This is a genomic window from Pseudescherichia vulneris (assembly GCF_902164725.1).
In the GTDB taxonomy this organism is placed as follows: domain Bacteria; phylum Pseudomonadota; class Gammaproteobacteria; order Enterobacterales; family Enterobacteriaceae; genus Pseudescherichia; species Pseudescherichia vulneris.
Genome location: NZ_LR607338.1, coordinates 648,978 through 665,372, shown reverse-complemented (window position 1 = coordinate 665,372; position 16,395 = coordinate 648,978). Strand labels below are relative to the sequence as shown.

Annotated in this window: 13 protein-coding genes and 1 tRNA gene; 9 read left to right on the top strand and 5 right to left on the bottom strand. The window is 52.4% G+C overall.

What is annotated here, in order from left to right:
- Positions 1–25 precede the first annotated feature (25 nt).
- From FN633_RS02710 to FN633_RS02700, 3 genes are all read right to left on the bottom strand, one after another.
- Positions 26–110: transfer RNA gene (locus FN633_RS02710), tRNA-Tyr, on the bottom strand.
- Positions 111–266: 156 nt separating this feature from the next.
- Positions 267–1,109, bottom strand: coding sequence for a formyltetrahydrofolate deformylase (purU, locus tag FN633_RS02705; RefSeq protein WP_042394430.1), 843 nt, complete (start codon positions 1,107–1,109; stop codon positions 267–269).
- A gap of 45 nt (positions 1,110–1,154) precedes the next feature.
- On the bottom strand, positions 1,155–1,613 hold the full coding sequence (locus FN633_RS02700) for a YchJ family protein (protein ID WP_154056643.1): 459 nt from the start codon (positions 1,611–1,613) through the stop codon (positions 1,155–1,157).
- Positions 1,614–2,111: 498 nt separating this feature from the next.
- Here FN633_RS02700 and rssB point away from each other — a divergent pair, with 498 nt between their 5' ends.
- Positions 2,112–3,125, top strand: a complete 1,014-nt coding sequence (gene rssB / locus FN633_RS02695; RefSeq protein ID WP_154056642.1) for a two-component system response regulator RssB — start codon at positions 2,112–2,114, stop codon at positions 3,123–3,125.
- A gap of 198 nt (positions 3,126–3,323) precedes the next feature.
- Positions 3,324–4,232 (top strand): UTP--glucose-1-phosphate uridylyltransferase GalU, encoded by a 909-nt coding sequence (galU, locus tag FN633_RS02690; RefSeq protein WP_042394421.1) that lies wholly within the window; start codon positions 3,324–3,326, stop codon positions 4,230–4,232.
- 174 nt (positions 4,233–4,406) lie between these two features.
- Here the strand turns inward: galU and hns are convergent, their stop codons facing one another.
- Positions 4,407–4,820, bottom strand: a complete 414-nt coding sequence (hns, locus tag FN633_RS02685) for a histone-like nucleoid-structuring protein H-NS (protein WP_042394417.1) — start codon at positions 4,818–4,820, stop codon at positions 4,407–4,409.
- Between the two features lie 578 nt (positions 4,821–5,398).
- Here hns and tdk point away from each other — a divergent pair.
- Entirely contained in the window at positions 5,399–6,013 is a 615-nt protein-coding gene (gene tdk, locus FN633_RS02680; protein WP_154056641.1) for a thymidine kinase, read from the top strand.
- Positions 6,014–6,100: 87 nt separating this feature from the next.
- Here the strand turns inward: tdk and adhE are convergent, their stop codons facing one another.
- Entirely contained in the window at positions 6,101–8,782 is a 2,682-nt protein-coding gene (gene adhE, locus FN633_RS02675; RefSeq protein WP_154056640.1) for a bifunctional acetaldehyde-CoA/alcohol dehydrogenase, read from the bottom strand.
- A gap of 487 nt (positions 8,783–9,269) precedes the next feature.
- On the opposite strand from adhE, the gene FN633_RS02670 reads away from it, so the two are divergent.
- The 6 genes from FN633_RS02670 (at position 9,270) to oppF (ending at position 16,272) form a co-directional block, all read left to right on the top strand.
- On the top strand, positions 9,270–9,917 hold the full coding sequence (locus tag FN633_RS02670; RefSeq protein WP_154056639.1) for a YchE family NAAT transporter: 648 nt from the start codon (positions 9,270–9,272) through the stop codon (positions 9,915–9,917).
- A gap of 714 nt (positions 9,918–10,631) precedes the next feature.
- Positions 10,632–12,266, top strand: coding sequence for an oligopeptide ABC transporter substrate-binding protein OppA (oppA, locus tag FN633_RS02665; RefSeq protein ID WP_154056638.1), 1,635 nt, complete (start codon positions 10,632–10,634; stop codon positions 12,264–12,266).
- A gap of 135 nt (positions 12,267–12,401) precedes the next feature.
- Entirely contained in the window at positions 12,402–13,322 is a 921-nt protein-coding gene (gene oppB, locus FN633_RS02660; protein WP_154056637.1) for an oligopeptide ABC transporter permease OppB, read from the top strand.
- Positions 13,323–13,336: 14 nt separating this feature from the next.
- Positions 13,337–14,245, top strand: a complete 909-nt coding sequence (gene oppC / locus FN633_RS02655; RefSeq protein WP_042394398.1) for an oligopeptide ABC transporter permease OppC — start codon at positions 13,337–13,339, stop codon at positions 14,243–14,245.
- A gap of 12 nt (positions 14,246–14,257) precedes the next feature.
- A complete protein-coding gene (oppD, locus tag FN633_RS02650; protein ID WP_154056636.1) occupies positions 14,258–15,271 on the top strand; it encodes an ABC transporter ATP-binding protein in 1,014 nt (337 codons plus the stop codon).
- Positions 15,268–16,272: a murein tripeptide/oligopeptide ABC transporter ATP binding protein OppF gene (gene oppF / locus FN633_RS02645; protein WP_154056635.1), complete on the top strand. Its 1,005-nt coding sequence runs from the start codon at positions 15,268–15,270 to the stop codon at positions 16,270–16,272. The genes oppD and oppF overlap by 4 nt, the downstream gene beginning before the upstream one ends.
- Positions 16,273–16,395: the final 123 nt, after the last annotated feature.

The window sequence follows — 16,395 nt, the reverse complement described above, 5'->3', positions numbered from 1 at the left end:
AGGGGTAATATATTGCTTGTAGAGATGGTGGTGGGGGAAGGATTCGAACCTTCGAAGTCGATGACGGCAGATTTACAGTCTGCTCCCTTTGGCCGCTCGGGAACCCCACCACGGGGTAATGCTGGTACTGGCCTGCTTCCCTTGGGAAGCGGGGCGCATCATATCAAATGATGCGCCGCTGTAAAGCATTCCTTTTAAAGAAATGAACCGTTTGCATGCTTTTTATGCGTAACGCATTAATGCTAACCAATTCATTCAATGCAGGATTATAAAATAATCGTCCGGTTGCCGTAGACAAATACCCGCTGGCCCAAAACTTCGTACAGCGCCCGGCTGAGCACGTTCTTCTCAACATCGCGGCCTGCGCGCATCATATCTTCGGCGGTGTAGGTGTGATCGACGTGGATCACGTCCTGCATAATAATCGGACCCTCGTCCAGATTATCATTCACATAGTGCGCAGTCGCACCGATGATCTTCACCCCGCGCTCGTAGGCCTGGTGATAAGGACGAGCACCAATAAACGCCGGTAAGAATGAGTGGTGAATATTAATGATCTTATTCGGGAAGCGGGCAACAAAGGTAGGTGTTAGCACGCGCATATATTTCGCCAGCACCACATAGTCCGGATCGTAGGCTTCAATCGCCTGGGCCATCTTCTCGTCGTGATCTTCCCGGGTCAACCCTTCATGACTTACCAGCTCGAAAGGAATATCAAAACGCTCTACCAGCGTGCGCAGCGTGTCATGGTTACCAATCACCGCCGCAATCTCTACGTCGAGGCCGCCATAGTTGGCCTTCATCAGCAGATCGCCCAGGCAGTGGGCCTCCTTGGTCACCAGGATCACGATGCGGCGACGTCCGGCAGGGGTTAACTCCCGCACCGAACCATCAGGCAGGGCGCTGTCGAGATCGGCCAGCAGAGTCGCATCGTTAAAAATGCCCTCCAGCTCGGTACGCATAAAGAAGCGCCCGGTACGATGATCGACAAACTCATTGTTCTGCACAATGTTCAGTTCGTGCTTGTAGCAAATATTGGTGATGCGTGCGATAAGCCCTTTCTGATCGGGACAGATAGTACGCAGAACTTTTCGTTGTAATGAATGCATTGCCGGGTAAATCCTTGACGTGTTTGCTATGAGGTACCGCTGGGTTTATTGCCCGCAGCACTTTTTAAATTTTTTGCCCGAGCCACAGGGGCAGGGATCGTTACGGCCAAACTGTGGTCGCGTGCCATCAATATAATACCATTGGCCGTTTTCTTTTAAGAACCTGGAGCGCTCGATAATGGCGCCCGTCTTACCTTTTTCACTAAAGCGAGCCACAAAACTGACGAACCCTTCACCGCTGTGGCTGCCTTCAGCCTCTTCAAACAGAGTCAGACCTAACCACTCGGTTCCGGCAAAGCCAGCCTCGATCTCCTGACGGAAGGCCGCAGCCTCACAGGAGGGATGCCAGGTTTGGATCAGATAGTCAGCATGCTTTTCCACAAACGCCGTATAGCGCGAGCGCATAAGCTGCCCGGGATTAGACACAATCTGTTTTCCAGACAGATAAGGCTGGCAACATAGGCTATACTCCAGTGCGCTACCGCAGGGACAACGGTTTGACAAAATAGGTATCCTGAATAAATGAGCGCGCAGCTGCGCCTTTACAGCACTATGTTAACTGAGCGATGACGATGACGCTATGCTAGCAGGGTTTGGGAGAGGATATATTCCCCAGGACTGGTCATAAGGTCAAAAATTTAGTACGTTTCGGCATAGGCAAGTGGCGTGCAGCGCCGAGAGAGGCGTTTAGCCGCCGCGATGTTTTGGCATCACGACGTTTCTGGTTCAGTCACTTACGTAGGGTATATCACTACCATAACGCGCCAGATGGGCCTTGGATCCTGATGAAACCTATTTGTCCTGTTTTTTCTGCCGGCCTGGTGTGCGGCAGCGCGTATTGCTGTTTTTAGCAGGACGAGTGAGGGTGCTGGGCGAATTGTAACCACTTGGTGCACATAAAATGTTTGAGTACTGGGTTTTTCGCTTTTTGAAGCAAAATCTGACAGGCGGTAGTCGCAATAGCGTGCCACTATTGAACTATCGTAAGGCAGGGGAGAGAACATGACGCAGCCATTGGCCGGAAAACATATGTTAATCGTTGAAGACGAACCCGTTTTCCGCTCACTGCTGGACTCATGGCTTCTGTCTCTTGGCGCATCCACCACCCTTGCGGGTGACGGAGTAGAAGCGCTTGAGATATTTGCCAGGGTCAAACCAGATCTGATGATCTGTGATATCGCAATGCCGCGGATGAACGGCCTTAAGCTGGTGGAGCATCTGCGCAACGAAGGCGATCAAACGCCGATCCTCGTGATTTCGGCAACGGAGAATATGGCTGACATTGCCAAGGCGCTTCGTCTCGGCGTGCAGGATGTGTTACTCAAGCCGGTAAAAGACTTTGCTCGCCTGCGGGAGACCGTATTGGCCTGTCTCTATCCCAATATGTTTAATTCTCGGGTAGAAGAAGAGGAGCGGCTGTTTCAGGACTGGGATGCGTTAGTCAGCGATCCGCATGCAGCAGCCAAACTGTTACAGGAATTACAGCCTCCCGTTCAGCAGGTTATGTCTCAGTGCCGCGTTAATTATCGTCAGCTCGTTGCTGCCGATCAGCCCGGCCTGGTATTAGATATTGCGCCACTCTCCGATCACGACATCGCTTTTTATTGTCTGGATGTGACACGCGCCGGTGATAACGGTGTTTTAGCCGCACTGTTATTACGTGCTCTCTTCAATGGCCTGCTGCAAGAGCAGCTCTCTCAGCAGCGGCAACGCTTGCCTGAACTGGGTGCGCTGTTAAAGCAGGTTAATCAATTACTGCGCCAGGCCAATTTACCCGGCCAGTTTCCTCTGCTGGTGGGTTATTACCACAGCGAACTCAAAAATTTGATATTAGTCTCCGCCGGCCTTAACGCAACGCTGAATACTAGCGAGCAGCAGGTACAGATTAACAGCGGGGTGCCGTTAGGCACGCTGGGTAATGCTTACCTAAATCAAATAAGCCAGCGCTGTGAAGACTGGCAGTGTCAGGTGTGGGGAATCGGCGGACGTTTGCGCTTAATGTTGTCTGCGGAATGAGCGATCGCACCGGGTCAGCCATTTTGCTTTACCGCAAAAACGACCCGGGTGCTACCATCAGGATAGTCTTATAGGTAATTGTCTTAATTACATGTCAATGAGTTCAATTCAGACCAGGCTCACAGTTTGATACTGATATACTCAATGCACTATTCATTGACGAACGTGTTCTAGTTTGAACAGTCCAGGAGATTTTAAATGGCTGCCGTTAATTCAAAAGTAACAAAAGCAGTTATCCCGGTCGCAGGATTAGGTACCCGGATGCTGCCCGCCACGAAAGCTATCCCAAAAGAGATGCTGCCGCTGGTTGATAAACCCTTAATTCAATACGTCGTAAACGAATGTATTGCGGCGGGTATTACGGAAATCGTTTTAGTTACTCATTCATCTAAAAACTCCATCGAAAACCACTTCGACACCAGTTTTGAGCTGGAAGCTATGCTGGAAAAACGCGTTAAGCGCCAGCTGCTAGAAGAGGTCCAGTCTATTTGCCCACCGCACGTGACTATTATGCAGGTTCGTCAGGGGCTGGCTAAAGGTTTAGGCCACGCGGTACTGTGTGCGCATCCGGTTGTCGGTGATGAGCCGGTTGCCGTTATTCTGCCTGACGTTATTCTTGATGAATATGAATCCGATCTCTCCCAGGATAACCTGGCAGAAATGATCAAACGCTTCGATGAAACCGGCTGCAGCCAGATTATGGTTGAGCCGGTAGAAGATGTGACCGCTTACGGCGTAGTAGACTGCAAAGGCGCGGATCTGAAGCCGGGTGAAAGCGTGCCAATGGTTGGCGTGGTTGAGAAGCCTAAGGCTAACGTTGCACCGTCCAACCTCGCAGTCGTAGGCCGTTACGTCCTGAGCGCTGAAATCTGGCCTCTGCTGGCGAAAACGCCTCCGGGAGCAGGGGATGAGATCCAGCTGACCGACGGTATCGATATGCTGATCGAGAAAGAGACCGTTGAAGCTTACCATATGAAAGGTAAGAGCCATGACTGCGGCAATAAGCTGGGCTATATGCAGGCGTTTGTCGAATACGGTATTCGTCATAACACGCTGGGTGAAGAATTTAAAAGCTGGCTGGAAAATGAGATGGGTCTTACTAAGTAAGGTCTTTCTGAACGCCGTTTGACCTGGGCCGGAGATATCGCATGTTACATGCAGACTATCTCCGGCTTTTTTATTGCTAGTTGTTTCTAACTGCGAGCATGAGTTAAAGCAGGCGTTGCGTTACCAGCAATAAAAAATCCCGCCGTGGCGGGATTTTTTACATCAGGCGAGGAATTAATCCTTGATCAGGAAGTCTTCCAGCTGTTTGCCTTGCTCGTCCATTGCTTTCTTAATAACGGCTGGTGTACGGCCCTGGCCGGTCCAGGTTTTAGTCTCGCCGTTTTCGTCAACGTAGCTATATTTAGCCGGGCGTGCTGCACGCTTAGCTTTAGTACCAACTTTCGCGGCTGCCATGCTGTTCAGCAGTTCGTTCGGGTCAATACCGTCAGCAATCAGCATTTCGCGATACTGCTGCAGTTTACGCGTACGCTCTTCAATTTCAGCTGCAGCAGCGTTATCTTCTTCACGACGCTCGTTAACAACAACTTCTAATTTTTCCAGCATTTCTTCGAGCGTTTCGAGAGTGCATTCTCTTGCCTGTGCACGAAGAGTACGGATGTTGTTCAGAATTTTAAGTGCTTCGCTCATTGTAGTAATCTCAAACTTATAATGGGTGGTTTGTTGAGCTAATAATAGAGCGATAATTTGAGTTGTGCAATACCTGTCAATGTAAGGAATTCAAAATTACGCGTTATTTGACGCTTTTATTAATACCGTTATCTTAAATTTTCATGCTGCGGACCGGCCATACAAAGGTTATCCAACGCATTACCCCTGGTACGCTCAGGGTTAGATTAAGGGAGAAATCTAATCGCGCATTTTCGATTAATCCTGGCGGTACTATAGCTGAGATGGATAAATATCAACCTTTCTTATTAGTCTTACATAAGCCTGTTCAGCTTAAATTACTAATATTTTCTGTAACCTAAGTTAAAAATGCGCAATGCCTAAAGCCCGCGCCCTCTATGGGATAGAGATAAAGCGGGAAGCGTTCAGCCAGCTAACTCGGGTTACGGCATTCATAAATGTTATAAAATGTGTATATCACGGCAAGATGTAAGGATTACCATTAACAGGTCCGCTGCTGTCCAGACGCATGTTCACTGAGCAAATTATGCTACAATCCGCGCGTTTAAAATTACACCTTGATTGGGATCTCCAGGCCAATGGCACAGCTATATTTCTACTACTCGGCAATGAACGCCGGCAAATCAACGGCGCTTTTGCAGTCTTCCTACAATTACCAGGAAAGGGGGATGCGCTCGCTGGTCTACACCGCTGAAATTGATAACCGTTTCGGTAGTGGAAAAGTCAGCTCACGTATTGGCCTCTCTTCACCTGCGAAATTATTCAACCAACACACCTCGCTGTTTGATGAGATCCGCGATGAGCATGCGCAGGAGCCTGTCCACTGCGTGCTGGTGGACGAGAGCCAGTTTTTAACGCGTGAGCAGGTTTACGCGCTCTCTGAAATTGTCGACAAACTTGATATTCCCGTGCTGTGCTATGGGCTACGAACCGATTTCCGTGGCGAGCTATTTACCGGCAGTCTCTATTTGCTGGCATGGTCAGATAAGCTGGTTGAGTTAAAGACCATCTGTTTCTGTGGCCGTAAGGCTAGCATGGTATTACGCCTCGATCAGGATGGGCGTCCCTATAATGAGGGAGAGCAGGTGGTCATTGGCGGCAACGAGCGCTATGTCTCGGTGTGCCGCAAACACTATAAAGAGGCGCTTGTAGAAGGCTCTCTGACAGCGATTCAGCGCCGTGTGCGTGGGTAGGTACGGGTAAAGCCGAAAATAGCCTTAGCGCGCTGCTGAGGCCATAAAAAAACCCGCCATCAGGCGGGTTTTTATTAGCAAGATAAATTAAGCGAGTTTTTTCACTTTCTTATCTGCTTTTACCGGTACAGCAACGTCAACCTGCGCAGGTGCAGCGTCGCCCTCTCTGTACTCACGACCGTAGTAGGTATCCAGCAGGATCTGTTTCAGCTCGGCGATCAGCGGGTAGCGCGGGTTAGCGCCGGTGCACTGGTCATCGAAGGCATCTTCAGACAGCTTATCCACATGCGCCAGGAAGTCAGCTTCCTGCACGCCTGCTTCGCGGATAGATTTAGGAATACCCAGCTCGGCTTTAATGTTTTCCAGCCATCCCAGCAGCTTCTCAATCTTCGCTGCGGTGCGATCGCCCGGCGCGCTCAGGCCCAGGTGGTCAGCAATCTCTGCGTAGCGACGACGAGCCTGTGGACGGTCATACTGGCTGAAAGCGGTCTGTTTGGTTGGGTTATCGTTGGCGTTATAGCGGATAACGTTACCAATCAGCAGGGCGTTGGCCAGGCCGTGCGGAATGTGGAACTGCGAGCCGAGTTTGTGCGCCATAGAGTGGCAAACACCCAGGAAGGCGTTAGCAAACGCAATACCGGCGATGGTAGCCGCACTGTGTACGCGCTCACGAGCAACCGGATTTTTCGACCCTTCATGGTAGGACGCCGGCAGGTTCTCTTTCAGCAGTTTCAGTGCCTGCAGAGCCTGACCGTCAGAGAACTCAGACGCCAGCACCGATACATAAGCTTCCAGCGCGTGAGTTACCGCATCCAGCCCACCGAACGCACAGAGTGATTTCGGCATATCCATCACCAGGTTGGCATCAACAACAGCCATGTCCGGCGTCAGAGCGTAGTCTGCCAGCGGATATTTCTGACCGGTGGCATCGTCGGTTACCACGGCGAACGGCGTGACTTCAGAACCCGTACCGGACGTGGTGGTGATCGCAACCATTTTTGCTTTCACGCCCATTTTCGGGAACTTGTAGATACGTTTACGGATATCCATAAAGCGCAGCGCCAGCTCTTCGAAGTGAGTTTCCGGGTGTTCGTACATAACCCACATGATTTTTGCTGCGTCCATCGGGGAACCACCGCCCAGGGCGATGATCACGTCAGGCTTGAAGGCGTTCGCCAGCTCTGCGCCTTTACGCACAACGGACAGGGTTGGGTCAGCTTCAACTTCAAAGAACACGTCTACTTCGACGCCAGCAGCTTTCAGCACAGAGGTGATCTGGTCGGCATAGCCGTTGTTGAACAGGAAACGGTCGGTGACGATCAGCGCACGTTTGTGACCATCGGTAATCACTTCATCCAACGCGATGGGCAGGGAGCCACGGCGGAAGTAGATTGATTTCGGAAGTTTATGCCACAGCATGTTTTCAGCTCGCTTAGCAACGGTTTTCTTGTTGATCAGGTGCTTCGGACCTACGTTTTCAGAGATGGAGTTACCACCCCATGAGCCGCAGCCCAGGGTCAGGGACGGGGCAAGTTTGAAGTTGTAGAGGTCACCGATACCCCCCTGAGAGGCTGGGGTGTTGATCAGAATTCGGGCGGTCTTCATCTTCTCGCCGAACAGGGAGACGCGTTCCGGCTGGTTATCCTGGTCAGTATAGAGACAGGAGGTGTGACCGATCCCGCCCATGGCGACCAGTTTCTCAGCCTTAACAACGGCGTCTTCAAAATCTTTCGCGCGGTACATCGCCAGCGTTGGGGAGAGTTTTTCGTGCGCAAACGGCTCGCTCTCATCGACGTTGGTGACTTCGCCAATCAGGATTTTGGTGCTGGACGGTACGGTGAAGCCCGCCAGTTCAGCAATTTTAACCGCTGGCTGGCCCACGATGGCTGCGTTCAGCGCGCCGTTTTTCAGGATGATATCCTGAACGGCTTTCAGCTCCTGGCCCTGCAGCATGTAGCCACCGTGGCTGGCGAAACGTTCACGCACGCTGTCATAGACGGAGTCAACCACTACAACCGACTGCTCGGAAGCACAGATAACGCCGTTATCGAAGGTTTTAGACATCAGCACAGAAGCGACAGCACGTTTGATATCGGCGGTTTCGTCAATAACAACCGGGGTGTTACCTGCACCTACGCCGATAGCCGGTTTACCCGAGCTGTACGCCGCTTTTACCATGCCAGGACCGCCTGTCGCGAGGATCAGGTTGATATCCGGGTGGTGCATCAGCGCATTAGAGAGCTCGACGGAAGGTTGGTCGATCCAGCCAATCAGATCTTTCGGTGCGCCCGCTGCGATAGCGGCCTGCAGAACGATGTCGGCAGCTTTGTTGGTTGCATCTTTCGCACGCGGATGTGGAGAGAAGATAATCGCGTTACGTGTCTTGAGGCTAATCAGTGACTTAAAGATGGCGGTAGAGGTTGGGTTAGTGGTCGGAACGATACCGCAGATAATACCGATAGGTTCGGCGATGGTGATGGTGCCAAAGGTGTCGTCAGTAGAAAGCACACCGCAGGTCTTCTCATCTTTGTAGGCGTTATAGATGTATTCAGAAGCGAAGTGGTTTTTAATCACTTTATCTTCCACAATACCCATACCGGATTCTGCAACGGCCAGCTTAGCGAGAGGAATTCGCGCATCGGCGGCAGCCAGAGCGGCGGCACGGAAGATTTTATCAACTTGTTCTTGAGAAAAGTTGGCATATTCACGCTGGGCTTTTTTCACGCGTTCAACGAGTGCGTTAAGTTCAGCGACGTTAGTAACGGCCATAATGATCTCCTGATAATGTTAAACTCTTTTAGTAAATCAGTTGCTCAACGGATCAACAGAATAGTATAGTAAGAGCCGTGGCAGCTTGCATTATCCTATCCAAAACAAGAACTTATCAACAGCACCCGCACCCATGATTTACTAAAAGAGCCTCGCCTCAGCATCATACCGTTTGATACTTTTTTTCTCCCTGGCGGCGTAAACAAGGTTACTCACTTCTGAGTAGTGATTACGTGATCTAGATCAAAAATAGTCCAAGCTGACACCTTTCAGCTGGCTCTTTTTATTCATTTGTATCAAATGTTAATAATTTCAGGGATGGAGTAGAAATAAGCTATCATACTTTCTACAATTAAATAACATAGCTTATCTCACCCGTTTTTAAGAATATTTCTGGTGAAGTATGCTGATATTAGGCGTATCTTTAGCATGGTTTTTTTAATCGCTAAAATTTTGCCTTCGGCGTTGATTCTTTGCGGAGTTTACCGTGATCCAGTCGTTGTTTGATTTTCCGACCTACCTGAAGTTTTTTATTGGTCTCTTTGCGTTGGTTAACCCGGTCGGGATCATTCCTGTATTCATCAGCATGACCAGTTACCAGACAGCGGCGGCAAGAAACAAAACCAATCTTACGGCCAGCGTCTCGGTGGCCATTATTCTGCTCACTTCGCTCTTCCTGGGCAGCACCATTCTGCAACTGTTTGGTATCTCTATTGACTCCTTCCGTATCGCCGGGGGTATCCTGGTGGTAACGATTGCGATGTCGATGATCAGCGGCAAGCTAGGAGAAGATAAGCAGAATAAACAGGAGAAGTCAGAGACGGCCATTCGCGAAAGCATCGGGGTAGTACCGCTCGCGCTGCCGCTGATGGCGGGGCCGGGGGCGATTAGCTCCACCATTGTCTGGGGAACGCGTTTTCACAGCTGGCCCCATCTGCTCTGTTTTTCCATCGCCATTGCCCTGTTTGCGATCTGCTGCTGGGGACTGTTTCGTATTGCTCCCTGGCTGGTGCGTTTATTAGGCCAGACCGGCATTAACGTCATTACCCGTATCATGGGCCTGTTGCTAATGGCGCTGGGCATTGAATTTATCGTTACCGGAATCAAAGCCATTTTCCCCGGCTTAATGCACTGATTGCTTTCATTCGAAAAATGCCATCCTAAACGGAGCATCCTGCTCCGTTTATTTTCATCATTATTAGTAAAACATATAACTAAAGTTGAAAAATGGCGCAATCATAATAAATCATGCTGGCTGAGTTAAAGCGTTACTAATCAGCAGGTTGAGCTTCCTTTCTTGTCACGTTTGCTTACATTTACCCCTTTCCACCTGTTATTTTACTCACATGATACGCTGGGGCTTGCTGTGGGATTATCGAAATGATATTAGTAAATTAATCATCCACACAGATGAATGTGCTAGAAAATGCGCGCTTGTTACGTTTTTGTGTAAAAAACAATCAGCCTGAGATGCATCCAGACACTGTCGAATCGTGTAAAAGAGAATTGCTTAACAAATTTGCAAATTGTATTGGCGGACGATAAATGCATTTGATACTTTCCGGGCCACTATTTGCAGCAGATTGCGTTGTAAAAGAATAGATGCAGATGAGAATCATTTTCAAATATGATCCTCATCAGGATATAAGAGACGCCTCAAACAGGGGAGGCGGTAAAGAATCGACGCCAGGCTGCCGCCATGAGCAGCCAGTAATAATAAAAGTCGGTGATAGCAAGCAGTAAACACCTTGCGGAGGCAAAAGCTCCTGCACCGTAAAGGAACCCCTACGGGGGAATGAAACAGGCTGGCACAAAAGCCAGTAATTATAATGAGTGGAGTACCAACACAATGTCCATCATCACAAAAAAAAGCTTGGTAGCGGCAGGGATTTTGACTGCGCTAATCGCGGGTAACGTTGCCATGGCGGCAGATGTACCTGCAGGTGTTCAACTGGCAGAGAAGCAAACCCTGATCCGAAATAACGGTGCTGAGCCGCAGTCGCTCGACCCAAATAAGATCGAAGGGGTACCGGAAGCCAACGTCAGCCGCGATCTCTTTGAAGGCCTGCTGATTACCTCTCCGGTAGACGGTCATCCTATCCCCGGTGTTGCCGAGTCCTGGGATAATAAAGATTTTAAAGTCTGGACCTTCCATCTGCGTAAAGATGCCAAATGGTCCAACGGTGAGCCTGTAACTGCCCAGGATTTCGTCTATAGCTGGCAGCGCCTGGTGGATCCGAATACCGCCTCGCCTTATGCAAGCTATCCGCAATATGGCCATATCGTAAACGTTGATGCGATTATCGACGGCAAAATGAAGCCGAGCGAGCTGGGCGTTAAGGCCATTGATGATCATACGCTGGAAGTTACCCTTAGCGAGCCGGTACCTTACTTCTATAAGCTGCTGGTTAACCCGGCGATGTCCCCGGTAAATAAAACCGCCATCGAAAAATTTGGCGAAAAGTGGACCCAGCCAGCCAATATCGTCTCCAACGGCGCGTTTAAACTGCAGGACTGGGTGGTTAACGAACGTATTGTGATGGTGCGTAACACCAACTATTGGAATAACGGCAAAACCGTTCTCGATCAAATTACCTATCTGCCAATCTCCTCCGAAGTGACGGATGTGAACCGCTACCGCAGCGGCGAGATTGACATGACCTATAACAACCTGCCGATCGAGCTGTTCCAGAAGCTGAAAAAAGAGATCCCGCAGGAAGTTCATGTTGACCCGTATCTGTGTACCTACTACTACGAAATCAACAACCAGAAAGCACCGTTTACCGATGCTCGCATCCGTACCGCCCTGAAGCTGGGCCTGGATCGCGACATCATTGCTAACAAAGTGAAAGCGCAGGGCGATCTGCCTGCCTATGGCTACACCCCGCCATACGCCGACGGTGCGAAGCTGACCAAGCCGGAGTGGTTCGGCTGGACGCAGGAAAAACGCAACGAAGAAGCGAAAAAACTGCTGGCTGAAGCAGGCTATACTAAAGACAAGCCGCTGACCTTCAACCTGCTGTACAACACCTCCGATCTGCATAAGAAACTGGCTATTGCCGCCGCTTCAATCTGGCAGAAAAACCTTGGCGTCAACGTCAAGCTGGTGAACCAGGAGTGGAAAACCTTCCTCGATACCCGTCACCAGGGTAACTTCGACGTGGCGCGTGCCGGCTGGTGTGCTGACTATAACGAGCCGACCTCGTTCCTGAACACCATGCTCTCTGGCAGCTCAATGAACACCGCGCACTATAAGAGCGAGGCGTTTGACCGCATCATGGCCGATGCGGTGAAAGCCAGCGACGATGCGAAACGCAGCGAGCTGTACGATCAGGCTGAGCAGCAGCTGGGCAAAGACTCGGCGATCGTGCCGGTTTACTACTATGTAAACGCACGCCTGGTGAAACCATGGGTGGGCGGTTATAGCGGTAAAGACCCAATGGATAACGTCTACGGTAAAGATCTCTACGTTATCAAACATTAATGGCAATATGTGGGGCAGGGCGTAACCGTGCTAAGACGCGGCGTCGCACTGCCCCATCGTGTCTTATTTTATCGCACTGCATACACCGGCGTTATTACGCCACGTGTATAAGGCACAGGCCAGAAGGTACGGGCAATGTTGAAATTTATTTTACGTCGCTGTCTGGAAGCAATTCCGACGCTCCTGATTCTTATTACAATCTCCTTCTTTATGATGCGTCTTGCGCCGGGTAGTCCTTTTACCAGCGAGCGCGCGCTGCCGCCGGAAGTGATGGCGAACATTGAAGCGAAATATCACTTAAACGATCCGATCATGACCCAGTATTTCAGCTATCTGAAACAGCTGGCGCACGGTGATTTCGGGCCGTCATTTAAATATAAAGACTATTCGGTCAACGATCTGGTGGCTTCCAGCTTCCCGGTGTCGGCGAAACTAGGCGCGGCTGCCTTCTTCCTCGCCGTAGTGCTCGGTGTTGCGGCAGGCGTTATTGCCGCGCTTAACCAGAATACAAAATGGGACTATACGGTCATGGGGTTTGCGATGACCGGGGTGGTTATTCCTAGCTTCGTGGTCGCGCCGCTGTTGGTGCTTATTTTCGCTATTACGCTGAAGTGGCTGCCAGGCGGCGGCTGGAACGGCGGCGCGCCGAAATATATGATCCTGCCGATGGTGGCGCTCTCCCTGGCCTATATCGCCAGCATTGCGCGTATCACCCGTGGGTCAATGATTGAGGTGCTGCACTCTAACTTCATCCGCACCGCCCGCGCTAAGGGCCTGCCTCTGCGCCGGATCATCCTGCGCCACGCCCTGAAGCCCGCGCTGCTGCCGGTTCTCTCCTACATGGGCCCTGCGTTTGTCGGCATCATCACCGGCTCGATGGTTATCGAAACCATCTATGGTCTGCCGGGTATCGGCCAGCTGTTTGTTAACGGCGCGCTGAACCGCGACTACTCCCTGGTGCTGAGCCTGACCATTCTGGTCGGCACGCTGACTATTTTGTTTAACGCGATCGTGGATGTGCTCTATGCCGTTATCGATCCGAAAATCCGTTACTAACGCTGGGGTACGCCATGATGTTAAGTAAGAAAAACAGCGAGGCGCTGGAAAACTTCAGTGAGAAACTGGAAGTCGAAGGGCGTAGCCTGTGGCAGGACGCGCGTCGCCGCTTTATGCACAACCGTGCTGCGGTAACCAGCCTTGCGGTACTGGTGCTGATCGCCCTGTTTGTCGCCTTTGCCCCGCTGCTGTCGCAGTTTACCTATTTCGATACCGACTGGGGCATGATGTCCAACGCGCCGGATATGGCCTCCGGCCACTACTTCGGCACCGACTCCTCGGGGCGTGACCTGCTGGTGCGCGTGGCTATCGGCGGCCGTATCTCTCTGATGGTCGGCATCGCCGCCGCGCTGGTGGCAGTCATCGTCGGCACGCTGTACGGATCGCTCTCCGGCTACCTTGGCGGCAAAGTTGACTCGGTGATGATGCGCCTGCTGGAGATCCTCAACTCCTTCCCGTTCATGTTCTTTGTGATCCTGCTGGTAACCTTCTTTGGCCAAAACATCCTGCTGATCTTTGTAGCCATCGGCATGGTCTCCTGGCTCGACATGGCCCGTATCGTGCGCGGCCAGACGCTGAGCCTGAAGCGCAAAGAGTTTATCGAAGCGGCGCAGGTCGGCGGCGTATCAACGGCCAGCATTGTGGTACGCCATATCGTACCGAACGTGCTGGGTGTGGTGGTGGTGTATGCCTCGCTGCTGGTACCAAGCATGATCCTGTTTGAGTCCTTCCTGAGCTTCCTCGGCCTCGGTACCCAGGAGCCGCTGAGCAGCTGGGGCGCGCTGCTCAGCGATGGCGCAAACTCGATGGAAGTGTCGCCGTGGCTGCTGCTCTTCCCGGCGGTGTTCCTTGTCGTCACCCTGTTTTGTTTTAACTTTATCGGCGATGGCCTGCGTGATGCCCTCGACCCGAAAGATCGTTAAGGAGTGCTGTTAATGAGCATAATTGAAACCTCATCGCCGTCGGTGGCGCAGCAGCAATCTAACGTTCTGCTGGATGTCAACGACCTGCGGGTGACCTTTAAAACGCCGGATGGGGACGTGACCGCGGTCAACGACCTCAACTTTAGCCTGAGCGCCGGGGAGACCCTCGGCATCGTAGGCGAGTCCGGCTCTGGCAAATCGCAAACGGCGTTTGCCCTGATGGGTCTGCTGGCCGCCAACGGCGTGATCGGCGGGTCGGCAAAATTTAACGGCAGAGAGATCCTCAATCTGCCGGAGCGTGAGCTGAACCGGCTGCGTGCCGAGCAGATCTCGATGATATTCCAGGATCCGATGACCTCGCTGAACCCGTACATGCGCGTGGGCGAGCAGCTGATGGAAGTGCTGATGCTGCACAAAGGCTTGGGCAAAGCCGAAGCGTTTGAAGAGTCGGTGAAGATGCTTGATGCGGTGAAAATGCCGGAAGCGCGTAAGCGCATGCGCATGTATCCCCATGAGTTCTCCGGCGGGATGCGTCAGCGCGTAATGATCGCCATGGCGCTGATGTGCCGTCCGAAGCTGCTGATCGCCGATGAGCCGACCACGGCGCTGGACGTGACCGTGCAGGCGCAGATCATGACCCTGCTCAACGAGCTGAAGCGCGAGTTTAATACCGCCATCATTATGATCACCCACGACCTTGGCGTCGTGGCAGGCATCTGCGACAAGGTGCTGGTGATGTACGCGGGCCGTACCATGGAGTACGGTGCCGCGCGCAACGTATTCTACCAGCCGGCACATCCGTACTCTATCGGCCTGTTGAATGCCGTACCGCGTCTGGATGCGGAAGGGGAGTCTCTGCTGACGATCCCGGGTAACCCGCCAAACCTGCTGCGGTTGCCGAAAGGGTGCCCGTTCCAGCCGCGCTGCCCGTACGCGATGGAAATTTGTAACACTGCGCCGCCGCTGGAGGAGTTTGCCCCAGGCCGCCTGCGCGCCTGCTTTAAGCCGGTGGAGGAGCTGGTATGACTACCCAGACCGAAGAGAGAAAAGTTCTGCTCGAAATTGCCGACCTGAAAGTGCATTTCGATATCAAAGACGGCAAGCAGTGGTTCTGGCAGCCGGCCAAGACCCTGAAGGCGGTTGACGGCGTCACCCTGCGCCTCTACGAAGGGGAGACCCTCGGCGTGGTGGGCGAGTCCGGCTGCGGCAAATCGACCTTTGCCCGTGCCATTATCGGTCTCGTGAAGGCCACCGACGGTAAAGTCGCCTGGCTGGGCAGAGATCTGCTGGGGATGAAGCCGGACGAGTGGCGCGACGTGCGCAGCGATATCCAGATGATTTTCCAGGATCCGCTGGCCTCGCTGAACCCGCGAATGAACATTGGCGATATCATTGCCGAGCCGCTGCGCACCTATCATCCTACTATGCCGCGTCAGGAAGTGCGTGACCGCGTCAAAGCGATGATGATGAAGGTCGGCCTGCTGCCCAACCTGGTTAACCGCTACCCGCACGAGTTCTCCGGCGGCCAGTGCCAGCGTATCGGCATCGCCCGGGCGCTGATCCTTGAGCCGAAGCTGATCATCTGCGACGAGCCGGTTTCCGCACTGGACGTGTCGATTCAGGCGCAGGTAGTGAACCTGCTGCAGAAGCTACAGCGCGAGATGGGCCTGTCGCTGATCTTTATCGCCCATGACCTGGCGGTGGTGAAGCACATCTCCGATCGCGTGCTGGTGATGTATCTGGGCCACGCGGTAGAGCTGGGAACCTATGACGAGGTTTACAACAATCCGCTGCACCCTTACACCAAAGCGCTGATGTCGGCCGTGCCGGTGCCCGATCCCGATCTGGAGAAGAACAAGCAGATCCAGCTGCTCGAAGGGGAGCTGCCGTCGCCGATTAACCCGCCGTCCGGCTGCGTGTTCCGCACCCGCTGCCCGATTGCCGGGCCAGAGTGTGCCCAGACGCGTCCGGTGCTGGAGGGGAGTTTCCGCCACGCCGTTTCCTGTCTTAAGGTTGACCCGCTATAATCCCGCAGGGCTGGCATGAAGCCAGCCCTTTTTCCTTGCGAGGATTCACTGTGTCCAACCGATCTTTTTCGCTGCGCCAAACGCTTTATCGTCGCTTATTCGATCAGCAAACCCGCTCCGGAC